Origin of the sequence: Streptomyces sp. NPDC004667 (genome assembly GCF_040609475.1) — a bacterium.
In the GTDB taxonomy this organism is placed as follows: domain Bacteria; phylum Actinomycetota; class Actinomycetes; order Streptomycetales; family Streptomycetaceae; genus Streptomyces.
In genome coordinates this window covers 1-21,844 of the sequence record NZ_JBEXKC010000100.1, presented here as the reverse complement: position 1 = coordinate 21,844, position 21,844 = coordinate 1, and the positions used below count along the sequence as shown (strand labels likewise).

Sequence of the window (21,844 nt, the reverse complement as noted above, 5' to 3'; positions counted from 1 at the left end):
AGGCCATCGCGAAGCGACGCGACGAAGGAGCGCCCTTGAGGGACCGGCCCGACACGGAAGGACAGTGGACTGGCGGGACGCCCCCAGCCCTCCCCCGATCCCGCCCAGGTCGAGTCCCGCCGTTCCCCCACCCCACCCGTCCCCCCACCCCGACCAAGAGAGCACCGCCCACCCCCGACCCCACCCGGCACGCGAAGCCCCCACCAGCCAGAGTCCCGACCACACCCCGACCCCCACCCGACCCCCACCCGACCCCCACCCCACCCCCATCCCCCGTAGGCTGGCATTCGTACCCAAAAGGAACAAACAGCACCGAACAAACAGCACCGAACGCTGACCGCGAAACCAAGGGACCCCCGTGAACGAGCAGCAGCAGCCGTCCGCCGCCGCGCCCTCCGGCGCCGCGTCGTCCGCCGCGTCGCGGGACACCGGCGGGCCTCCGGTGCCGCCGCCGCGGCGGGGGGCCGACTGGATGTTCGGCGGGGTGTACGGGACGGTGCTCGCCAGTGCGCTGCTGGCCGCGCTGGACCAGAAGGGCGGGGAGGTCACCCCCTTCTACGACGCCAGCTGGGTGCTGGTCACCGCCGCCACCAGCGCGCTCGCGCACGGGTACTCGCACCACATGAGCACCCACCAGACCGGCTCCCTCTGGTTCCGCTGGCGGGTGCTCTCCCGGGTCCTGTGGAACGAGTGGCCGATGATCGCGGCCACCCTGCCCACCGTGCTCCTGCTGCTGTTCACCGGGCTCGCGCACTGGGAGTCGTACGGGGTCACCGCCATCGGGCTCGGCATGAACACCGCGCTGCTCTTCGCCTGGGGCTCCTTCGTGGCGATCCGGGTCGGCTACCGGCTCCGGCGGGCGCTGTTCATGGGCCTCGGGGACGCCACGATCGGCCTGGCCATCATCGTGGCCAACGCCCTCATCAAATGACGGCCGGCGGAGGCGGAAGGGCGGCGCTCCTAGCTCAGCTGCCCCTCCGCCTCCGCCAGGATCTCCGTCAGCCGGGCGCCGAACTCCGCGTCGCGCGGGTCCGGGACGCCGGTGCGGGCCGCGGTGAGCAGGGCGTCCAGGGCGCGGCCGTAGGCGCCCGGCACGTCGCTCCAGTCGGGCAGCGCGAAGACGCCCTCGGCCCCGCGCAGTTCCAGCCCCACCCCGGCGGCGGCGCGCGGCGCGCCGAGGCTGAGGACGGCGGTGCTGGCGGCGCCCGAGGCGTGCCGCAGGGACAGCTGGACCAGGTCGGAGGGGCCCCGGACGGCGGTGACGGAGGTGACCTCGCCCAGGACCGGGATCAGTACGGACAGCGCGTGGGGGCCGACGTCCCACAGGCCTCCCTTGGCCTTGCGCCAGGGCGAGTCGGCGTACCCGCTGGGCGCGCCGTCGGGCGGGAAGACCGCGCCGAGCCAGTGCGCGGTGGCGGTGAACCACCCGGTCCGGCCCGCCTGTTCGGTGACCCATCCGGCGGTGGGTTCGGCGAAGCGGAGGGTGAGGAAGACGACGGAGGCGACGCCGTTCCGGGCGGCGGCCCCGGCCACGGCGCGGGCGTCCCCGGCGGTGGTGGCGACGGGCTTGTCGAGCAGCAGGTGGCAGCCGGCGGCGGCCGCGCGGACGGCGAGCGGGGCCTGCACGTCCGGCGGCAGGGCGAAGGCCGCGACGTCACAGTCCGCGAACAGCGCGTCGGGGTCTTCGTACACCTTCACGCCGTACTCACGGGCCAGCGCGGCCGCCGCTTCGGGGCGGCGGCCCCACACTCCGGCGAATTCGGAGTCCGCGTGGGCGGCGAGGGCGGGGGCGTGGGTGCGGTGGGCCCAGGGGCCGGTGCCCAGCAGTCCGACCCGGGGGCGAGGTCGGCCGGAAACGCCTTCGGGCCGCTCACCGGCAGAGTTCAAATCATACGAAATGCTCACCCGCTCAGTCTGCCGCACCCGGACGGACGTGCGGCCGCCGACCCGCACAACCCTCCCCACCTGGGGGGTAAACGCCGGTAACACGGGGTTCACACACGGGCAACGGATGAGAAATCGCCACCGGGCACGCTGCCGTCAACACCATGGCGATCCGCAGCACCCGCAGAGTCAGGATGGGGCCCCGTGAGCTACAAGGCTGAGTACATCTGGATCGACGGCACCGAGCCGACGGCGAAGCTTCGCTCCAAGACCAGGATCCTGGCGGACGGTGAGGCGCTGCCGATCTGGGGCTTCGACGGGTCGAGCACCAACCAGGCCGAGGGCCACGCCTCCGACCGCGTGCTCCAGCCGGTGTTCTCCTGCCCGGACCCGATCCGCGGCGGTGCCCACGTCCTCGTCCTGTGCGAGGTGCTGAACATCGACATGACCCCGCACGCGTCCAACACGCGCGCGCTGCTGCGCCCCGTCGCCGAGAAGTTCGCCGCGCAGGCACCGATCTTCGGCATCGAGCAGGAGTACACCTTCTTCGACGGGGCCCGGCCGCTCGGATTCCCCGTCAACGGCTTCCCGGCGGCGCAGGGCGGCTACTACTGCGGTGTCGGCTCGGACGAGATCTTCGGCCGGGACATCGTCGAGAAGCACCTCGACCACTGCCTGGCCGCGGGCCTGAGCATCTCCGGCATCAACGCCGAGGTCATGCCCGGCCAGTGGGAGTTCCAGGTCGGCCCGGTCGGCCCGCTGGAGGTCTCCGACCAGCTGTGGATCGCGCGGTGGCTGCTGTACCGCACCGCCGAGGACTTCAACGTGTCGGCGACGCTGAACCCGAAGCCGGTCAAGGGCGACTGGAACGGCGCGGGCGCCCACACCAACTTCTCGACGAAGGCGATGCGCGAGGACTACCGCGCGATCATCCGCGCGTGCGAGGCGCTGGGCGAGGGCAGCAAGCCGCTGGACCACGTCAAGAACTACGGCGCGGGCATCGACGAGCGCCTGACGGGCCTGCACGAGACGGCCCCGTGGAACGAGTTCAGCTACGGCGTCTCCGACCGCGGCGCCTCGGTCCGCATCCCGTGGCAGGTGGAGAAGGACGGCAAGGGCTACATCGAGGACCGCCGTCCGAACGCGAACGTGGACCCGTACGTGGTGACCCGGCTGATCACCGACACCTGCTGCACCGGCCTGGAGAAGGACGGCCTGGTCTGAGACCGGCCCCCGGCTCCACCCCCGACCTCGCAGCGCCCGCCCTCCCCCGGAGGACGGGCGCCGCGTTGTCGGTGGGGCCTGCGAGGGTGTGCGCATGCAGGCGATCAGAGTTCAGACCGAGTCCGGCACGCGTCACGACAACCCCGGCCCCACCGCCCTGTCCGAGCTGGTGGGGCGGATCGGCGCGGACGGGGACCGCTTCCTCGTCGTCACCCGGATCCCCGACGACCCGGACGTCTACGTCCAGGTCTGGCACGAGGCCGGCGGCGACTACCAGGTGGAACACCGGGCCGGCGCCCCCGACCGGCACTTCCAGGCCTTCGTCGCGACGGCGGCCGAGGCGGCGGAGGTCATGTCCCGCTGGGTCCGGCAGGACGCGGACTGGGACCTCGGACCGGCCTGGGAGCGGCTGGAGTTCCCGGCGGACGAGCCGGACCCGCTCGACCCGGAGATCGAGGAGGAGCTGACGGAGATCATCCGGGAGCAGCTGCGCTGCGGCTACGACGGCCGGGCCGAGCTCACCGAGACCGCCGAGGAGAGCCTCGTCGAGGACGAGGTGCGGCCGGTGTCCCGGGCCCAGGCCGAGCGGCTCGTCGACCGGCTCTGGCGGGAGCGGGTCGCGGAGCAGGCCGGCTGGATCGGCGAGACGGACCCCGAGCGGCTGGCGCGGGCCTTCGACGCGCTGGACGACGCCGGGATCACCGCGCGGGAGAACTTCACCTGCTGCCGAGGCTGCGGCCTCTCGGAGATCGGGGCGGAGGGCGGGCCACAGGCGCGGGGGTTCGTCTTCTTCCACAGCCAGTGCACCGAGGGCGCCGCGGCGGGCAACGACCTGTACCTGCTGTACGGGGGGTTCGAAGGCGACGAGGAAGTGACCGTCTCCGTCGGGCGGGAGGTGGTCGGGGCGCTCGACTCCGTGGGGCTGAGGTGGGTGTGGGACGGATCCGCCCACGATGCGATACGGGTGACCGGACTGGACTGGCGGAAGCGGCTGGTGGGCTGACGGTATGTCGGCATTGTGACGTCTTGACGACGCCTTGATTGCTGAATATGAGATTCCGCTCCACGAGGTGAGACGGGGCCTGCCCTGGGCCCCGTACATCTGCTTGAATAACACCCATGGCCAGCCACCCGCACTCCTCGACAGGTCGCAGCGACCTGGAGCCGTTCTGGCCGTCCCGTCAGGATCACGATTTCGACCGGGTGTGTTGCCGCGCGAAGAACGCGCCGGCCCTCTAACGCCTTCCGGGACCTTCCAGCAGACCCTCCCGGGGGCCTTCGGTCTGCGCGGTACGACAACGAAGACGACGTACGTACGTCTCCTGCCGACCACTCCGCGTGAAAGAGCCGACCACTCATGGCGAACACCCGTTCCATCGCTTCTGCCGCTTCCGCTGCGACCTCCGCCCACCCGGCCTTCCCTCCCAGTCCGCGCCACCGGCTGCGCGCCGTGGACCGGGACGAGGTGGCCCGGGTCGTGGACCTGCTCCCGCCCGGCGCCACCTGGCTGCCCGCGCCCCAGCACACCCTGCCGGCGCTGCCGGGACAGCCCCCGATGGTCGGCTACCTGGTCCTCGTACCGGCCGACCAGCACCCGATCGCCTTCGCCCCGCAGTCCGTTCCCGCCCCCGCCGCTCCGGCCGCAGCCACGTCGGCCCCCTCGGCGGTCGCCGGTGACGCGCTCGTGCGCATCGACCCGGCGCAGCGCACCGCCGAGGTCGACGGCGAGGTGCTGGACCTGACGTACCTGGAGTTCGAACTGCTGGCCCACCTGGTCGCGCACCCGCACCGGGTGCACAGCCGGGACCAGCTGGTGACCACGGTCTGGGGCTACGGCCACGTCGGCGACGGCCGGACGGTCGACGTCCACATCGCCCGGCTGCGCCGCAAGCTGGGCGCCGCGCACCGCGGCGCGATCCAGACCGTGCGCCGGGTGGGCTACAAGTACGCGCCCTGACCGGGGCGCCGGTCAGGGACCGACACGACGGTGGGCCCGTACTCGCGAGGGGGAGTACGGGCCCACCGGGCGTTGCCGGGCCGGGAGCCCGGCGGGGCGGTCAGCCCTGCGGTGCCCCGGCCGGGCGCCGACGCGCCGCCACGAACCCGAGGAGCACGTCGACCGCGAGGAACGCCACCAGGCTGATCCCGAGCAGCGGGACGAACCAGCCGACGACCGCCGTCACGCAGGCGAACGGCAGCAGCGTGGTCACCGGCAGCTTCCGCCAGGCACCGCGCGGCTGCGCGCGGCCCACGGAGAGCCGGCGATCCTTGGTGGGCCGGCGCATCCACCACATCCGGTAGCCCCACACCACGAGGAACATCACCGCGAGGGCGAGCGCGGCCAGGGCGATCTGGTTGGCGATCCCGAAGGTGAGGCCCATGTGGAGGTCGATGCCGAAGCGGGTCAGCTGGGCGAGCAGCGGGTAGTCGGCGAAGCGCAGTTCGTCCATGATCCGGCCGTCGGCGGGGTCCACCGCGACCGAGTCCAGGTGCACCGGCAGGGTCTTGTCGTTCTCCTTGACGATGTAACCCTTGCCCTTGGCGGGCAGGGTCACGCGCAGGCTCTCGGTGACCCCGGCGGCCCGGGCGGCGGCCACCGCGCGGTCGATGCCGATGTCGGCGGTGGGCGGCGGCGGGGGCATCTCCATGCCCTCGGTCATGACGTGCCCGGCGTGCTCGTCGGAGCCGCCGGCGGCGCCCCCGGCGAGGGTGGCGGCCACGGAGGGGGTGGCCCCGCCGAGCCGGTCCTGGAGCTGCCCGATGTTCTCACCCGCGTACTTCGACCAGGTCAGGCCGGTGGCGGAGAGGCCCACGAGGCCGATGGCGGCCCAGAGTCCGACGGTGCCGTGCCAGGACAGGGTCTTGCGGCGGCCGGTGGCCTTGCGGTCGGGCAGGACGAGGTCTGCCCTGCGGGAGCGGCGACGGCCGATCCACAGCGCGAGGCCGCCCAGCGCGACCACCCACAGCCAGCTCGCGGCGAGCTCGCTGTAGTTACGGCCGAACTCACCGAGCTGAAGGCTGGCGTGGAACTCGCTCAGCCAGGCGCGCAGCGGCAGCGCGTCACCGGCGGTGGTGAGCTGTCCGCGCACGTCGGCGGTGTACGGGTCGACGAAGACCGTGAGGGTCTCGCCCTCCTCCAGCCCCGGACGCTCCATGATCACCCGGGTGGTCGCGTCGGCCTCGGGCGCGGGCCAGACGCCGAGCACCTTGCCCTCGGGCACGGCGCCGCGGGCGGCCTTGACCTGGGTGCTGAGCGGTACGGAGGCCTCGCCGACGTGGGGCACCGTCAGCTCGTGGGAGTAGAGGATCTTCTCGGCCTGCCAGGAACCGGCGTACAGCAGGCCGGTGGCGGCGGCGAGGAACAGCAGCGGGGCTATGAGCAGGCCCGCGTAGAAGTGCATGCGCAGGAGCAGCGGGCGCAGGGCGGCCCACCCGCCCCCGCCCGTGCGGCGTGCCGTCGGGGCCGGCGCTTCGGTCGTGGCGTCGGCGGTGGCGTCGGCCGGGGCGCCGGCCGTGGCATCGGCGGTGGCTTCAGCCGGAGCCTCGGCCTTGGCGTCGGCCGTGGCCTCGGCCTTGGCGTCGGCCGGCGCTTCGGTCGGGGTTTCGGCAGGGGCGTCGGGGTCCCGGGCGGGGACGTCCCGGAGCTCGTCGAGGGACATGTCGGTCCTAAGGGGTTGGCGAAGACATGGGTGGAGGGCCCCGGGTCTCGCCCACCTCGCCGAAGGAGGGTGCGCCGGTCAGGCGCGGGCAGGAAGGCCGGGGGCCGTGGTGCGGGTGGTGCGCCACCCGGGCGGGCCCCGGCGGACCGCGGTGTGGGCGTGGACGGCCCCGCGCAGGCGGCGCGGCCGTACGTACGGGGGACGGTGCGCGGGCGGCGCCGGCACGAGGGCCACCCGGGTCCGGACCAGCGCGAGCGCGCGGGCCAGCGGCCGGGCGGCGTGCAGCGTGGCCGCGCCGAGGGCCCCGGCCAGCCGGAAGACGGCGGCCTCGCCCCGGGCCAGCCAGGCGGCGCAGAAGAGTCCGGCGAGCACGTGCGCGGCGATCATCCCGAGGCCGCCGTGCCCGGCCATCGCGGCCATGTGCGCCAGGCCGGCCGTCCAGGCGGAGCCGTGGCCCGCCATGTCGGCCATGCCCGTCATCCCCGTCATGTCCGCCATGCCGGCCATCGCGCCCGCGGCCTGGCCGCCGGTCGCCGGGCCGGCCGTCGCGAGGCCGTCCGCGAGGCCCGCGGCCAGGTCGGCCGCGGCGGTGGAGGCGTGCGTTCCCATGCCGGGCATGTGATGGTGACCCGGCATCGGCTCCGCACCCGTCACGGGCACGGCCATGGGCACGGCCATGGGCGTCCGCGATGCCGCCGACCCCGCCGCGAGCGCGTCGCTCGCGGAGAACGCGAGGTGCAGCGCCCCCTGGACGCCTAGCAGCGCGGCACTGATCCCGGCCGGCCCGCAGCGCCGCCCGGTGGCCGGCCAGGCGAGCAGGGCGGTCACCACGAAGGCACCCATAAGCCATCCGACCGGGATGACCCCCGCAGACATGGACGAATGCCCCAGCGCACCCAAGGCGACGCACACCGCCGCGAACATCGCGGCCCGCGTGGCGCGCAGAGGGGCGCCGGATCGGGAGGGAGGCATGTCCCCGTCATGCTCCCACGGGGCCCGGTGGTCCGCGCAACGGGGCCGTATCCGATCATGGTCGGGTGAAGCCACTGCCACGGTCATGGTCATCGCCGCTGGGCGCGCTCTACACGGGCGGGGTGCAGCTCGGTTCGCACGCCCTGGAACGGCTGGGGCCGGCGGAGCGGGAGCGGGTGCTGCGCGCCTGCTCGACGAACGTCGACAATCTCGACGCGGGACGCTGGGAAACCCTGCTGACCAGCGCCTGCGTGGTCGAGGAGCCGATGCCGCTGCCCTACGCCCTCCTGCTGCTCGCGGTGCTGGGCTACGCGGAGTACGCGTACGGCGCCTGGTGGACGGCCGCCGTGTTCCTCTTCGGCCACACCGCCGCCACCCTCCTCGTCTACGGGGCCCTGCGGCGCACCGCCGACCACGAGACCCGCCGGGCCCTGGACGTGGGCGCGAGCTACGGGCTCAACGCCGTGCTCGGCGCCCTGACCTCGGCCCTGCCGCGCGGGACCGTGCGCAACGCGGCACGGGCCGGCCTGCTGGCGCTCGCCGTACGGCCGGTGCTGCGACGGGAGCGGACCTTCACCGACGCGGGGCACCTGGTGGCCCTGGGCATCGGGATCGGGGTCTCGGTCGCCGCCGATTGTCTTTCCGGATCGCACCGTCGGAAAATCGCCCTAACGTGAGCCGTAGGCGGCGACAGCCGTGACCCGCCGCCGATGACACGAGTCAGCCCCACCCGATCCACGCTTACCCCCGCACACCGCTGGAGCCGCCACGATGACCGCCACCCCCTCCACCACCGTCGCCAACCTCCGCGACCTCGGGGGCACCCCGCTCGCCGGCGGCCGCAGCGTCCGCCCGGGCCTCGTACTGCGTTCGGGCGCCCTGGACCGGCTCGACCTCGACGCCGATCCGGCGGTGGCCGGGCTCGGGCTGCGCACGGTCATCGACTTCCGCAGCGACGCCGAGCGCACCGACCACCCCGACCGGATACCGGAAGGGGCCCGGCTGCTGGTGCGCGACGTGCTCGCCGACAAGATGAACGAGGGCCGGATGCCCGCCGCCACCCAGCTCAAGGACCTCCTCGCCGACCCGGCGGTCGCCGAGGAACACCTGGGCGGCGGCAAGGCGCAGGCCCTGTTCGGCTCGGTGTACCGCTCGTTCGTCTCCACCACCTCCGCGCACGCCGCCTACCGCACGCTGCTCACGGAGGCCGCCGACCCGCAGGCGGGCCCCCTGCTGTTCCACTGCACGGCGGGCAAGGACCGTACGGGCTGGGGCGCGACGGTGATCCTCGCGCTGCTCGGCGCGGACGAGGACACCCTGATGGCCGAATACCTCTCGGTGAACCCGGCGGTGAAGGCGGCCTTCGCCCCGATGATCGAGGGGTTCACGGCGGCGGGCGGGGACCCGGACATCGCGCTGGCGCTGATCGGGGTGTTCCCCTCCTACCTGGAGGCGGGGCTCGACGAGGTGCGCGTCCGGTACGGCTCGATGGAGAAGTACGTGCGCGAGGGACTGGGCGTCCCGGACGAGACGGTCGAGGCGCTGCGCGCCAGGCTGATCGTCTGACGGGTCACCCTTCGGGCGCCCCGGTTCGTCCGAACGTGTGAGCTGGGGGCGGGTGACCATCCGACGATTCGCTCGTTCTGCTGAACGTGACTGCGCCGGATACCGCCACCCGCCCCCTGCCTCCCGACGTCGAGCAGGCCGAGGCCGCCATCGTCGAGCACTACCCGCGGCTGGTGCGGCTCGCCTATCTGGTGCTGCCGCCCGCCTTCGGCCGCAACCGCCGGGTGCTCACCGCCCACGCCCTGACCCAGCGGGCCCTGCCGCGCGGGCGGCGCGGCGCCGGATCCGGCGAGGTGCGGGGCGGGGTCCCGGCCCCGCGCGGCGGGGCGGGCGGGGCCGAGTCGGGGTACGCGTACGTACGGCTGCGCGTGCTGCGCTCCGCCCTGGAGGCCGGGATCCCGCTGACGTTCCGGGCGTTCCCGCTGCGCGGGCAGCTGCCCTCGCCGCTCCCCCGCGTGTGGGGGCTGCGGCTGTTCCCGCGCGCCGGCGGAGCCGAGGAGCTGGCCCTGGACCAGTGGCTGGCCACGCTCAACGGGCCGGGGCGGGCGGCCTGCGTGCTGCGGGCGCTGGAGGGGCTCACCGAGGCGGACGTGCTCCGGGTGCTCGCCGAGGCCGGGGTCGCCGATCCCGCCGCGGCCGTCGCCGAGTCCGGGGATCCGGCGCACGACGCCCTTTTCGCCTCCCCCGAGTTCGACCCGTGCGTGCTCCAGGCCCGGCCCACCGACCTGTTGCGCCGGCGCCGGTTCGCGCGGGCCTCGCTGGCCGGTGCGGCCGCCCTCGCGGTGTGCGGGGCGCTGCTCGCGCTGCCGGGCGGCGGCTGGGGCTCCGACGGGCCCGCCGCCCCGCCGTACGCGCTCAACGCGGCGGCGGAGCAGGCCCTGGATCCGGGGCTGCTGGTGCGGGTCGCGCCCACCGTGTGGCGCAGCTCCTCCCGTACGGACTTCTCCGCCTGGCCCGCGCGCGGCGACCGCGCCGAGGACACGGAGCTGCTGCGCCGGGCGCTGGCGGTGTGGGCCCGGCCGGGCAAGGCGGTGGTGCTCTCGGCCACCCCGGGCACCCCGTCGGGGCCGCCGATGGGCCCGCCGCAGCTGCTGTTCGCGGGCGTCGTCGACCAGGCGGTGGTGGTCCTGCTGTACGACGGGCTGCGCGTGGTCCGCTACGCGGAGCCGCGCTCCGGGACGGCGGGCGCGGCCCTGGACTTCGCCCGGACGGACGGGGCGTCGGCGGACACGGCGACGGGGCTGGTGCTCAGCCGGGTCGACAACAACGTCCGCTACCTGACGGCCCCCTGGGTCACCGGGGCCGCGCTGCGCGACCTCCTCAAGCCCGCCGAGGCCCCGACGGCTCTGAAGCTCACCCCGGAGGGGATCACCCCGCCGGTGCTGGGGCCCGCGCCGGGCGGGAGCTGTACGAGCTGGAACGCGCTGTCGCTGACCGGGGACGGGGCGACCCGGCTGGTGACGGACCTGGGCGAGCTGACCCCGGCCCGGCTGACCTCGGGCGCGCCGGGTGCGGCGCGCGACGTCACGGAGGCCGCGGAGCTGGGCGAGTGGGCGCGGATCGCGTGCCTGCTGCCCTCGGTGCGCTCGCACGGGGTGCGCACGGTCAACGCCTGGACCTACGCGAAGCAGCCGCTGCCCGAGGGCGACGGGGCGGCCACCTGGCTGTGCACCCGGGCGGAGACCTGGCAGGGCACGGCCGACCGGGTGCAGGCGCAGTTCCTCGCGCCGGGCGCGCCGCTCGCGGCCCAGGCGGCCAAGGCGGAGGGCTCGGCGGCGTGCGGGCCGCGGGAGCCGCGGGTGCTGGCCGGGGTGCTGTGGAAGTCCCGCGGGGGCCAGTGGTACGTCCTGGCGGCGGGCAGCGCGCAGTTCGCGTCGCTGTCGGTGTCCGGTGGCGGGGTGAGCGGGTCGGCGAACGGCAACCGGCTGGCCGTGAAGGCGCAGGAGGGCGCGCAGGTGGACCTGTCGGGAAAGCTGACGGACGGCTCGAAGGCCGGGGTGCTCCGCTAGGTTCCAGGGCCGGTGAGGCTGGGGCTGTTCGTCGGACGCGGGTCGGCTGTGGCTGGGCGCGCGGTTCCCCGCGCCCCTGGGCGTCCGGCGCGCGTCGGTGGCGGTTGCTCTTGTTCGCGGCTTCCGAGGGGTTTCCCTCGCGCGTACCCATCAGTACATTGACGCCATGTCTAATAGGCCGCTCGCGCCCGTCCCCGTGACGACGGAACACACGGACCTCCACGCGCGGAACGTGTCCTTCTCCTGGGAGGACACCCCGCTCCACTGGCTGCCCGGCGACCCCTTCGCCGGGCACACCATCAACGTGCTGCACCTGCTGCTGCCCGCCGGTGAGCGCTGGTTCGTGCACGTCTACAAGCAGGTGCTCCCCTACATCACGGACGAGCGGCTGCGCGAGGACGTCATCGGCTTCATCGGGCAGGAGGCGATGCACGCCACCGCGCACGACGACGTCCTCCCCCACCTGAGGCGCCTCGGCCTGGACCCCACCCCGTACACCGCCCAGGTGGACTGGCTGTTCGAGAAGCTGCTCGGCGACCGGACCCTGCCGCCCGGCAAGGCCCGCCGGTGGTGGCTGATGGAGCGGGTCGCGATGATCGCCGCGATCGAGCACTACACGGCCTTCCTCGGCGACTGGGTCCTCAACGCCGGCGAACTCGACCGCCGGGGCGCGGACCCGATGATGCTGGACCTGCTGCGCTGGCACGGCGCGGAGGAGGTCGAGCACCGTTCGGTGGCCTTCGACCTCTTCATGCACGTGGACGGCAACTACCGCCGCCGGGCCCGGACCTGGGCCACCGCCTTCACCGCCCTGGTCTTCCTCTGGCAGCGCGGCGCCCGCTTCTTCATGGAGAACGACCCCTCGCTGCCCGCCGCGAAGGCCTCCCTCGGCCAGTTCCTCCGGGCCGGACAGCAGGGGGTGCTGCCCTCCGCGGGGGCGATGCTGAAGTCGATCCCGACCTACCTCTCCCGCACCTACCACCCCTCCCAGGAGGGCTCCACGGCCCAGGCCGTGGCCTACCTGGCCTCCTCTCCCGGCGCGAACGGCGGGGTGCGGCCGTGAAGCGGACCCTCGCCGTGACGGCGCTGGCGGGTGCCGCCGTACTGACCCGGCGGGCGCTGCGCGCCCGGATAGGCCGCTCCCCGCTGTGGCCGCTCCCCGCCCTGGAGAACCCGGTGTCGGGCCACTCCCCGCGCCGGCTGCTGCGGGCCCGCGTCACCGGCCGCGGCGAACCGGCCGACGGGGTGGTGCTGCTGACGCTGGAGGCGGCCTCGGCGACGGACCCGTTGCCGGCGTGGACCCCGGGCGCCCACGTCGACCTCGTGCTGCCCTCGGGGCTGGTGCGCCAGTACTCGCTGTGCGGGGAACCGGCCGACGCCGGGCGGTACACCGTCGCGGTCCGGCTCGTCGAGGACGGCCGCGGGGGCTCGCGCGAGGCGCACGCCCGGCTGGTGGAGGGGGCGGTGCTGGAACTGCGTCCCCCGCGCAACCGGTTCGCGCTGCTCCCCGCCCCGTCCTACGCCTTCGTCGCGGGCGGCATCGGGATCACCCCGATCCTGCCCATGCTCCGCGCGGCCACCGCGGCGGGCGCCGACTGGACCCTGCTGTACGGGGGGCGTTCGCGCGCCTCGATGCCGTTCCTGCCCGAACTCGCCGCCTACGGGGACCGGGTCACGATCGCCCCGCAGGACGAGACGGGCCTGCCCGACCTGGGCGGGCTCGCCGGGACGCCGCCGGGCACCCTGGTCTACTGCTGCGGGCCCGAACCGCTGATGCGGGCCGTCACGGAGGCCGCCGCCGACCCCTCGGCGGTGCACCTGGAGCGGTTCGCCCCGGCGGCGTCCGGCCCGGCGCGGCCCTTCACCGTCGAACTGCGCCGCTCGGGCGCCACCGTCGAGGTCGCGGCCGGCGAGTCCGCCCTGACGGCGGTGCGCCGGGTCCTGCCCGCCACCCCGTACTCCTGCGAGCAGGGTTTCTGCGGAACCTGCCGACACCGGGTCCTGGAGGGCGCAGTGGAACACCGCGACGAACTCCTCACCGACGCGGAGCGCGCGGAGTCGATGCTGCTGTGCGTCTCGCGGGCGGCGGGCGGACGGCTGGCCCTGGACCTGTAGCGACGGCGCAGGGGACTCCCCGCCCGCGGGGAGAAGTAGGGTGTCGGCATGACAACCGGGGTGCGACGCAGAATGGGTGTCGAGGAGCGGCGGCAGCAGCTGATCGGGGTCGCCCTGGAGCTGTTCAGCAACCGGTCGCCCGACGATGTGTCGATCGACGAGATCGCGGCGGCCGCCGGGATATCGCGGCCGCTGGTCTACCACTACTTCCCCGGCAAGCTGAGCCTGTACGAGGCCGCGCTGCGGCGGGCCGCCGACGAGCTGGCCGATCGCTTCCGCGAGCCCCACGAGGGCCCGTTGGGGGCGCGGCTGCTGCGGGTGATGGGCCGGTTCTTCGCGTTCGTCGACGACCACGGGCCCGGATTCTCGGCGCTGATGCGCGGCGGTCCCGCGGTCGGCAGCAGCCGGACCAACGCGATGATCGACGAGGTGCGGCAGGCGGCGTACGAGCAGATCGTCAGCCACCTCGGCATCGCGGCGCCGCCCGCGCGGCTGGAGCTCGTGGTGCGGTCCTGGGTGTCGCTGGCCGAGTCGACGGCGCTGATCTGGCTGGACGGCCGCCGGATCCCGCGGGCCGAGCTGGAGCTGCAGCTGGTGCACGACTTCGCGGCGCTGGCCGCGGTGAGCGCCGCGTACGACGCGGAGATGGCGGGCATCCTCGTCCGGATCCTGGCCGAAGAGCCGTCCGACGGGCCCTTCGGTGAGCTGGTGGGACGGCTGGCCGGGCTGGTGCCGGGGCCTCCCTCGGGAGGGTGAGGGCAGGGTCCCGGAGGCGATAATGCCCGCGTGATCATTGACGACGGGATCTTGTTCCGGCAGGCCGGGGAGAAGGACGCCGGCACGCTGGTGAAGCTGTACGACCAGGCGGCCCGCTGGATGCGCAAGCAGGGGATCGACCAGTGGAAGCCGGGCGACAAGGACACCGCGCACTTCCGCGCCGTGATGCGCGACGGCGAGGTGTGGCTCGCCGAGGACGCCGACGGCCGGGTCGTGGGCGCGTACGAGCTGTGGTGGTCCGACGAGGAGGCCTGGGGGGTCCAGCCGCCGGTGGCGGGCTACGTGCACCGGCTGATGGTGGAGCGGGAGGCCGCTCCCCCGGGAACCGGACTGCGGATCCTCGATCACGCGGAGCGGCGGATCGCCCGCACCGGGCGGGAGCGGGCGCGCCTGGACTGCGTGTCCAGCAACCCGCGGCTGCTGGCGTACTACCGGGACGCGGGCTACCGGGTCGTCGGCGAATTCCCCTCGAAGCAGGGCAAGGACGGCCGGGTGTACGGGGTGGTCCTGCTGGAGCTCCGGCTCGACGTCTGAGGCACAGCCGGTCCCGCGCGCGCAAGAATCCGGCGTGCGCCATGTTTTGTCCCCTTTCGGTTGCAACGCCCGCAACCGGTATCGGCGGGCTCCGGGGCAGCGGTAGAGATGGTCTCGACCAGTCGGTACCAGGAGGGGAACACCATGAGGAATTCCATGAGCAGGACCGCGGGAGTCCTGCTGGGCGTCACGCTGGCGGGGGTGCTGGGGGCCACGGGGGTGGCCTCCGCCCAGGCCCAGCCGTCCGCGCCCGCCCCGGCTCCTTCGGCGGCGGCTCCGGCGCGGGCCGTCGAGGCTCCCGCGTCGGTGATCGCGGACGTGCAGGCGGCGGCCGCCCGGCAGAAGTCGCTGGCCCCGGCCGCCCGGACGGTCTGTTACGCCGCCCACGTCGAGGGCATCGGATGGCAGGGCGCGGTGTGTGACGGCGCGGTCGCCGGGACCACCGGGCAGAGCCGCCGGATGGAGGCCGCGGTGATCGCGACCAGCGGCACGGGCGGGGTCTGTGCCAACGCCCACCTGGCGGACATCGGGTGGCAGGGCTGGGCGTGCGCCGCCGACGGCAAGGCGGTGACGGTCGGCACCACCGGCCAGTCGCGGCGCATGGAGGCGCTGGGCCTCCAGGTCGGCAACGGCAGCGTGGCCGCGCAGGCGCACGTGGCGGACTACGGCTGGCTGAACGCGGCCGGCGGGAACCCGGTCTACGTGGGCACCACCGGCCAGTCGCGGCGGATGGAAGCCGTCCGCATCTGGGTCTGATCCCGAGGGGGGCGGGCGGGACGGTGCCGGACCGCGGCCGGCACCGTCCCGTCCCGCCCCGTGGTCAGGACCTCTTGAAGACGGCGACCGTCCGCGCCGGGGCGGTGAACGTGCCCGTCCCCGCGTCGTACCCGGACCGCTTCACCACCGGGTCCGAGCCGCCCGCCTGGAGCGGGTGCAGCGCGTAGCGGGTGCCGGCGAGGGCCGGGACGCGCTGGGTCCGCTCGTCCGGGGTGGCGTTGAAGACCACGACGAGGTCGCCGAGGGTCATCGTGATCACGCCCGGGGTCTCCTCGGGGCCCGACAGGGGGAAGCCCAGCCGCTCCTGCACGGCGGCGGCCGTGGTCAGGGCGAAGGCCGGTTCCGTCGTCCGCACGCGCAGCAGGTCGCGGTAGGCGGCCGAGGCCCCGTCGATGTCGGCGCAGCCGGGGACGGCCGCGGTGAGCAGGGGTTTCGCGTAGGGCCACTTGGCGCGGTTGTCGGCGGCGGGCGGCAGGCCCCGGCCGAAGCCGTTGCCGTCCCGGCAGTCCCAGTGGATGGCGTTGAACCAGTCGCCGCTGTCGAAGGAGTTGCGGTCCAGGGACTTCGAGCGGAGCAGGTCGCTGCCGGCCTGGGAGAGGGCCGGGCCCTGGGAGAGGGCGGCCGTGGCCATGGCGAGGACCTGTGCGCGGGCCCGGTCGGCGGTGGACGTCCCCGCCGGGAGTTTGTAGGCCAGCGCGTCGTGGAGGGATTCGTTGTCGTGGGCGTCCGCGTAGGCCATGGCGTCGCCGGGGGCGGCGGCGTAGCCGGCGGGGGCGCCGTTGTAGTCCACCTCGGAGCCCTTGACCCGGCGGCCGGTGGAGTCCGTGAAGACGTACGGGGCCAGGTTGCCGGAGAGCCCGATCTTGATCAGGTCCTGGTCGTGCAGGAGGCGGGCGCGCTGCTCGGCCGGGGTGCCGTTCGCCGGGGACCCGTTGGGGGCGGTGAACAGTCCGGAGGCGAAGCCCTGGACGCGCGGATCCTCGTCGAAGGGGCCGCCGCCGCGCACGGCGTCGCGGGCGCGGTCGGAGAAGGTGGCGATGCCGGTGCCGGCCATGTTCTTCTGGGTGGCCTGGACGAAGCGGGCGTCGTCGGCGACCTCTCCGAAGTTCCAGCCCTCCCCGTAGAGGACGATCTTCTTCCCGTCGACCCCGTCCTTGGCGGGGGTGAGCTCGTCGAGGGCCTTGCGGACGGCCAGGATGTTCGCCTTGGGGTGGTGGCCCATCAGGTCGAAGCGGAAGCCGTCGACCTTGTACTCCTTGGCCCAGGTGACGACGGAGTCGACGACGAGGCGGCCCATCATGGCGTTCTCGGGAGCGGTGTTGGAGCAGCAGGTGGAACTGGCGACGCTGCCGTCCGCGAGGAGGCGCTGGTAGTAGCCGGGCACGATGCGGTCGAGGACGGACCGGTCGGACTGCCCGGAGGCGACGGTGTGGTTGTAGACCACGTCCATCACGGTGCGCAGGCCCGCCCCGCCCAGGGCCTGGACCATCCTGCGGAACTCGACGGTGCGGGCGGTTCCGTTGGGGTCACTGGCGTACGAGCCCTCGGGGACGGTGTAGTGCAGCGGGTCGTAGCCCCAGTTGAAGCCGTCCTTCGCGGCGGCGGCCGCCACGCAGGCCTGCTGGGACTCGGAGTCGGGGGCGTAGACCTTCAGGTCGCACGCGGGCGCGGTGCGGTCCTTGGGATTCTCCGGGACGGTGCCGAAGTCGAACGCCGGGAGCAGGTGGACGTACGAGGTGCCGGAGGCGGCCAGTTCGCGCAGGTGGCGCATGCCGGCGGAGTCGGTGTCGGTGAAGGCCAGGTACTGACCGGGGTGCTTGCTGGTGGCGTCCGCGACGGAGAAGTCGCGGATGTGGAGTTCCTGGATCTGCGCGCTGTTGAAGGGCACCGGGGCGGGCTTGCGCAGGTCGCGCCAGCCGGGCGGGGCGAGCTTCGGGTCGGCCAGGTCGACGGCCAGGCTGTACGTGGAGTCGGTGGTCAGGGCGGTGGAGTAGGGGTCGGTGACCAGGTTGCGCACGATCTGTCGGGTGCTGGGCGCCCAGACGGTGACGGCGTAGCGGTAGGGCTTGCCGGTCCAGGAGCGTTCGCCGCGCACCGACCAGACGCCGGTGGCGTCGTCGCGGCGCATGGGGACGGTGCGGCCGTCGAGTTCGAGGGAGACCTCGCGGGCGGTGGGGGCCCAGACGGAGAGGGTGGGGCGGCCGTCCTTGAAGACGGGGCCGAGGGGGGCGTCGGTGCGGTAGAGGTCGTCGAGCACGCCCGCGAGCTGGACGCCGGTGGCGGCGAGGACGGCTCCGTTCGCGGCGCGGGCGCTCGCGACGAGCTGCCCGCGCAGGGCTTCGCGGACCCGGCCGCGGTCGCGGGGGTCGACGGTGAAGGCGGTGTACGCGGCCAGGTGCGGGAACTTCTCCTTCTGGGCGGCGGTGAGTTCGGCCCGCTCCAGCCGCAGCCACGCGGCGCCGCCCTCGTGGAGGACGCCGCCGTCGGTGGTGATCCGGCCCTCCGGGGAGGCGAGGAGCTGGGTGGAGGCGGCGGTCGCCGGGGCGTTCCAGGCGAGGGTGTCGCGGTCGATCCAGACGGCTTCGGCCTTGGTGAGGTCGAGGGCGGCGGCCGATCCGGCGGGCTGCGGGAGCAGGTAGGGGGCGCGTCCGCCCAGCATCCACACCTCGTGGCCGGTGGCCTTGAGGTCGAGGGACTGGTCGGTGGGGAGGTCCTTCTCGTCGCCCTTGTGGAGGATGTAGCTCACGGTGGTGGCGCCGGGGGCGAGGGGGACCTCGTAGACGGCGCCGTAGGAGTCGGTGCGGGTGGGGAGCAGCGGCTTGGACCAGTCGGTGGGGGTGGCGGCGCCGGTCCACACGTGCAGGCCCCAGCCGTCGTACGCGCCGTCGGGGCGCTGGTAGTGCAGGACGGCCTTGGTCTGGTCCTGCGGCGGGTAGGCGGGGCGGTCGGTGCGGACCGCCTCCTTGCCCTGTTCGAGCCAGATCTCCCCGGTCTTCGTCAGGTCGAGCGTCCGGTCGGCGGCGACGTCCTTGGTGCCGTCCTTGTCGATGACGAGGTAGCCGAGGGAAGAGGCGCCGGGCTTGAGCCGGACGTACGCGAAGGCACCGTAGGCGTCGCGGCCGGTGAAGGCGTGGCCTTCGGGCCAGTTCGTTGCCTCGCCGTCGGCGAGGTCGCCCCAGGCGTACAGCCGCCAGTTGGTGTAGTCGCCGTCGGGGCGGTTGTAGTGGACGACGGCGTAGTCGCGCTGGGTGGCGGTGGGGACCGGGACGGGCGGGACCTGGCCGGAGACGGATGCGGCGAGGGCGCTCGCGGTGCGGCCGGAGGCGTCGACGACGACGGCCTTGTACCGCAGGGCGGTACCGGCCGGGGCCGTGACCTGCTGGGTGACCTTGTACGGGGCGTGGTCGGCGGAGCCGAGGACCTGCCAGGGGCCGGTGCCGGTCTGGGCGGCGAAGACGACCCGGTTCAGGCCGCCGCCGGTGACGTCGGCGGAGAGTTCGACGGTGCCGGTGGCGCCGGCGGCCGGGGCCTTGAGGGTCAGGGCGGGCTTGGTGGCGGGGGGCGCGAGGGGGGCGGTGCCCTGGAGGACCACCGAGCCGAGGGCGGGGACGGTGACGGTGAGCTTCCCGGCGGCCGAGGAGCGGATCACGGCTGCGGCGCCGCCGTACAGGGTGCGGTACTCGGCACCGGCCGGGGCGTCGAGCTCTACGGTCCTGGCCCCGGCACCGTTGTTGGTGGCGACGAGGTACTCGGTGCGGGTGCGGGCGTCCGTGCGGGCGAAGGCATAGACGGAACCATCGGCGAAACGTTCGCTCTGGATGCCGTCCCGCAGGGCCGGGTGATCCTTCGTCAGCTTCGAGAGAGCACTGATCTGCTTGTAGAGCGGGTGTCCCGGATCGTATGCGTCGCTCGCGTGCGTGCGCGCCGTTCCGAGCTGGTCGTCGTCCAGGTAGTCGGCGATCTTCGTGGCGAACAGCGGCTGGCGGGCGTCCTTGTCGCCGCCGGAGCCGGTGAAGCCCTGTTCGTCGCCGGAGTAGACCACCGGGTTGCCCCGGGAGAAGAACATCAGCTCGTTGGCGAGCCGGTAGCGGTCCAGCAGCTCCTGCTCCGGCGCGCCCGGCCGGTCCTGCTTCAGGAAGGTCCCGAAGCGGCCCATGTCGTGGTTGCCGAGGAAGGTGACCTGCTCGTAGGCGTTGGCCTTGTCCGTGGTGTACCGGTAGTCGGCGGCCAGTACGGAGCCCAGCCGGCCGGCGTCCGCGCCCTGGGAGGCGTAGGCGCGGATCGCGTCCTGGAGCGGGAAGTCGAGGGTGGCGTCGAGGCGCCCCCGGGTCACGTACGGGGAGGTGACGGCGGTGTCGGCGGAGTAGACCTCGCCGAACATGAAGAAGTTCTTCCGGCCGTGCCGGGCCGCGTACGCGTCGAGGGCGGTGGCCCACTGCGTCCAGAAGGGGGTGTCGACGTGCTTGACGGTGTCGATGCGGAAACCGTCGACGGCGAAGTCCTTCACCCACTTCTCGTAGATCTTCTCCATCCCCTCGACGACCTCGGGGCGCTCGGTCCACAGGTCGTCGAGGCCGGAGAAGTCACCCTGCCCGGAGGATTCCCCGGCGAAGGTGGAGTCGCCCCGGTTGTGGTACATCGCCGGGTCGTTGAGCCAGGCGGGCACCTTGAGGTTCTTCTTCGCCTCGGGCACGAAGGGGGTGCGGGGGAAGGAGGCGGGGCCGGTCTTGGGGAAGCCCTTTCCGTGGTCGTCGTCGTCGAAGGGCACCCCGTCCTTCGTCAGGTAGGGGAAGGCCCCCTTCGACAGGTAGTCGTGGGAGCCCTCCCGGTAGTCGACGACGTCGGCGGTGTGGTTGGTGATGACGTCGAAGAAGACCTTCATCCCCTTGCGGTGCGCCGTGTCGATGAGCCGCGTCAGGTCGGCGTTGGTGCCGAAGTGCGGGTCGACCTGCGTGAAGTCGGTGATCCAGTACCCGTGGTAGCCGGCGGACTCGTCCTTGCCGGTGCCCTGGACGGGCTGGTTCTTGAAGATCGGCGCCATCCAGATCGCGGTGGTGCCGAGGCCCTTGATGTAGTCGAGCCGGTCGGTGAGCCCCTTGAGGTCCCCGCCCTGGTAGAAGCCCTTGTCCGTGGGGTCCAGGCCGGTCTGTGAACGGCTGCCGGTCAGACCTCCCCGGTCGTTGCCCGGGTCTCCGTTCGCGAAGCGGTCCGGGAGCACGAAGTAGAACTGCTCGCGGGTGAGGTCGTGCCGGGCCGGCTCGGCGGCCAGTTTCGCGTCCGGGGGCGGGGCCGGCGCCCGGTCGGCGGCGGCCGCCGTCGCGGGGAGGGCGGGCAGGAGCGTCACGGCCAGTGCGGCGGCGAGCGCTCCTGCGGCGGGGCGTATCAAGGCGGGTCTCCTCGGGTACGGGGCGGGGTGGGCCGGGTGGCGGGTCAGTTGCGCCAGGTGTCGGTCAGCGTGACCGTGCCGTTGGCCGGGACGGTGGCGGCGCGGTTGGCTCCGCTCTCCCAGGTGACGGTCCCGGCGGCGTCCTTGCGGACGTACTTGTAGGCGAAGGCGGTCCCGGCGGGGAGGGCGGCGTCGAGCTTCCAGACGGGGTAGGCGGCGGAGGAGAGCTTGAGGGCGGCGCCGGTGTTCCAGTTGCCGAGCTCGGGGCGGTCGCCGGTGACGTAGACGTCCTGGCCGGGCACGGTGGTGGCGTTGACGGCGAACGAGGCGCCGGCGGCCGGGGCCGCGCAGGTACGGGCGCCCACGTGCAGGGCGAGGGCGGTGCCCGCGCCGAGGGTGGCGGTGAACCGGCCGCCGGAGTCCACGCTCACCGGACGGCCGCTCTGCACGTCGCAGTAGGAGCCGGCGGGGAGGGAGGTCTGGAAGGTGCGGGTGAGGGGGGCCGTCTCGTGGTTGATCGCCACGTAGGCCTTGGCGCCCCGGCCGAAGGCGATCCGGTCGCCGCCGTCGTCCCACCAGTCGGTGACGGCCTGCCCGCGCGCGGCGTTCCTGAAGCCGACCATGGAGGAGATCTCCCGCCAGGCGTGCTGGCACTTCCAGCCGTCGGCGTAACAGGCGTTCACGGTACCGCCGTTGGGGGGTCCGGCGTCCCGGTCGGTCCACTCGTAGCCCGAGTGGACGTCGGGCGAGCCGTAGGGCCAGGCCAGCATGAAGACGTTGGCCAGGGTGTAGGCGGAGCCGTCCTTGTAGTTGAGGGTGTCGCCGCCGCGCTCGGTGTCGTGGTTGTCGACGAAGACCCCGGCCTGCCCGCCCGGCATGTAGCCCCAGGCCTCCCCGAAGTTCTTCAGGTAGGCGAGGTTCTCGCTCTGGAACACCCGCTT

At 73.8% G+C, this 21,844-nt stretch carries 17 protein-coding genes; 12 read left to right on the top strand and 5 right to left on the bottom strand.

The annotated features are described in order from the left end of the window. The first annotated feature begins 358 nt into the window (after window positions 1-358). Window positions 359-931 (top strand): hypothetical protein, encoded by a 573-nt coding sequence (locus ABZW32_RS34255; RefSeq protein ID WP_356223775.1) that lies wholly within the window; start codon window positions 359-361, stop codon window positions 929-931. Window positions 932-960: 29 nt separating this feature from the next. On the opposite strand, the gene ABZW32_RS34250 is transcribed toward ABZW32_RS34255, so the two are convergent. Then, complete coding sequence (locus ABZW32_RS34250) at window positions 961-1,887, bottom strand: Gfo/Idh/MocA family oxidoreductase (protein WP_356223772.1); 927 nt, start codon at window positions 1,885-1,887, stop codon at window positions 961-963. Window positions 1,888-2,088: 201 nt separating this feature from the next. Here ABZW32_RS34250 and glnII point away from each other — a divergent pair, with 201 nt between their 5' ends. The 3 genes from glnII to ABZW32_RS34235 all read left to right on the top strand — a co-directional run bounded on the left by glnII (window position 2,089) and on the right by ABZW32_RS34235 (window position 5,065). Further along, window positions 2,089-3,108 carry a glutamine synthetase gene (gene glnII, locus ABZW32_RS34245; protein ID WP_356223770.1) on the top strand — a complete coding sequence of 340 codons (1,020 nt, stop codon included), beginning with the start codon at window positions 2,089-2,091 and terminating at the stop codon, window positions 3,106-3,108. Window positions 3,109-3,202: 94 nt separating this feature from the next. Then, the gene (locus ABZW32_RS34240) at window positions 3,203-4,111 is read left to right on the top strand and encodes a hypothetical protein (RefSeq protein ID WP_356223767.1); all 909 of its coding nucleotides are present in this window, start codon (window positions 3,203-3,205) and stop codon (window positions 4,109-4,111) included. Between the two features lie 354 nt (window positions 4,112-4,465). After that, on the top strand, window positions 4,466-5,065 hold the full coding sequence (locus ABZW32_RS34235; RefSeq protein WP_356223764.1) for a winged helix-turn-helix domain-containing protein: 600 nt from the start codon (window positions 4,466-4,468) through the stop codon (window positions 5,063-5,065). A gap of 100 nt (window positions 5,066-5,165) precedes the next feature. On the opposite strand, the gene ABZW32_RS34230 is transcribed toward ABZW32_RS34235, so the two are convergent. Together ABZW32_RS34230 and ABZW32_RS34225 are read right to left on the bottom strand one after the other, a co-directional pair. Then, on the bottom strand, window positions 5,166-6,767 hold the full coding sequence (locus tag ABZW32_RS34230; protein ID WP_356223761.1) for a PepSY domain-containing protein: 1,602 nt from the start codon (window positions 6,765-6,767) through the stop codon (window positions 5,166-5,168). A gap of 78 nt (window positions 6,768-6,845) precedes the next feature. Next, window positions 6,846-7,739 carry a hypothetical protein gene (locus ABZW32_RS34225; protein WP_356223759.1) on the bottom strand — a complete coding sequence of 298 codons (894 nt, stop codon included), beginning with the start codon at window positions 7,737-7,739 and terminating at the stop codon, window positions 6,846-6,848. A gap of 65 nt (window positions 7,740-7,804) precedes the next feature. Between ABZW32_RS34225 and ABZW32_RS34220 the strand changes: the two genes are divergently transcribed. From ABZW32_RS34220 to ABZW32_RS34185, 8 genes are all read left to right on the top strand, one after another. Beyond that, window positions 7,805-8,416, top strand: a complete 612-nt coding sequence (locus ABZW32_RS34220; protein WP_356223756.1) for a rhomboid-like protein — start codon at window positions 7,805-7,807, stop codon at window positions 8,414-8,416. A 94-nt stretch (window positions 8,417-8,510) separates the two neighbouring features. Continuing rightward, window positions 8,511-9,305: a tyrosine-protein phosphatase gene (locus tag ABZW32_RS34215; protein ID WP_356223753.1), complete on the top strand. Its 795-nt coding sequence runs from the start codon at window positions 8,511-8,513 to the stop codon at window positions 9,303-9,305. An 86-nt stretch (window positions 9,306-9,391) separates the two neighbouring features. After that, entirely contained in the window at window positions 9,392-11,314 is a 1,923-nt protein-coding gene (locus ABZW32_RS34210) for a hypothetical protein (protein WP_356223751.1), read from the top strand. 166 nt (window positions 11,315-11,480) lie between these two features. Next, window positions 11,481-12,377: a metal-dependent hydrolase gene (locus ABZW32_RS34205; RefSeq protein WP_356223748.1), complete on the top strand. Its 897-nt coding sequence runs from the start codon at window positions 11,481-11,483 to the stop codon at window positions 12,375-12,377. Next, window positions 12,374-13,429 carry a PDR/VanB family oxidoreductase gene (locus ABZW32_RS34200; RefSeq protein WP_356223746.1) on the top strand — a complete coding sequence of 352 codons (1,056 nt, stop codon included), beginning with the start codon at window positions 12,374-12,376 and terminating at the stop codon, window positions 13,427-13,429. Before ABZW32_RS34205 ends, ABZW32_RS34200 begins: the two co-directional genes overlap by 4 nt. A 48-nt stretch (window positions 13,430-13,477) precedes the next feature. Then, complete coding sequence (locus ABZW32_RS34195; RefSeq protein ID WP_356223743.1) at window positions 13,478-14,185, top strand: TetR/AcrR family transcriptional regulator; 708 nt, start codon at window positions 13,478-13,480, stop codon at window positions 14,183-14,185. A 30-nt stretch (window positions 14,186-14,215) separates the two neighbouring features. After that, window positions 14,216-14,740 (top strand): GNAT family N-acetyltransferase, encoded by a 525-nt coding sequence (locus tag ABZW32_RS34190; RefSeq protein ID WP_356223740.1) that lies wholly within the window; start codon window positions 14,216-14,218, stop codon window positions 14,738-14,740. Between the two features lie 156 nt (window positions 14,741-14,896). Beyond that, on the top strand, window positions 14,897-15,496 hold the full coding sequence (locus ABZW32_RS34185; protein ID WP_356223738.1) for a polysaccharide deacetylase: 600 nt from the start codon (window positions 14,897-14,899) through the stop codon (window positions 15,494-15,496). 64 nt (window positions 15,497-15,560) lie between these two features. Here ABZW32_RS34185 and pulA read toward each other — a convergent pair whose 3' ends face one another. Beyond that, entirely contained in the window at window positions 15,561-20,903 is a 5,343-nt protein-coding gene (pulA, locus tag ABZW32_RS34180) for a pullulanase-type alpha-1,6-glucosidase (protein WP_356223735.1), read from the bottom strand. Between the two features lie 44 nt (window positions 20,904-20,947). Then, a partial coding sequence (locus ABZW32_RS34175; RefSeq protein ID WP_356223732.1) for a carbohydrate-binding module family 20 domain-containing protein occupies window positions 20,948-21,844 on the bottom strand: 897 nt, incomplete at its 5' end.

What these genes read in the sequence shown, in the direction of transcription:
- ABZW32_RS34185 (WP_356223738.1), top strand. Translation starts at nt 14,897, where the DNA reads ATGAGCAGGACCGCGGGAGTCCTGCTGGGCGTCACGCTGGCGGGGGTG.
- ABZW32_RS34205 (WP_356223748.1), top strand. Translation starts at nt 11,481, where the DNA reads ATGTCTAATAGGCCGCTCGCGCCCGTCCCCGTGACGACGGAACACACG.
- ABZW32_RS34240 (WP_356223767.1), top strand. Translation starts at nt 3,203, where the DNA reads ATGCAGGCGATCAGAGTTCAGACCGAGTCCGGCACGCGTCACGACAAC.
- ABZW32_RS34235 (WP_356223764.1), top strand. Translation starts at nt 4,466, where the DNA reads ATGGCGAACACCCGTTCCATCGCTTCTGCCGCTTCCGCTGCGACCTCC.
- ABZW32_RS34215 (WP_356223753.1), top strand. Translation starts at nt 8,511, where the DNA reads ATGACCGCCACCCCCTCCACCACCGTCGCCAACCTCCGCGACCTCGGG.
- ABZW32_RS34225 (WP_356223759.1), bottom strand. Translation starts at nt 7,739, where the DNA reads ATGCCTCCCTCCCGATCCGGCGCCCCTCTGCGCGCCACGCGGGCCGCG.
- ABZW32_RS34195 (WP_356223743.1), top strand. Translation starts at nt 13,478, where the DNA reads ATGACAACCGGGGTGCGACGCAGAATGGGTGTCGAGGAGCGGCGGCAG.
- ABZW32_RS34230 (WP_356223761.1), bottom strand. Translation starts at nt 6,767, where the DNA reads ATGTCCCTCGACGAGCTCCGGGACGTCCCCGCCCGGGACCCCGACGCC.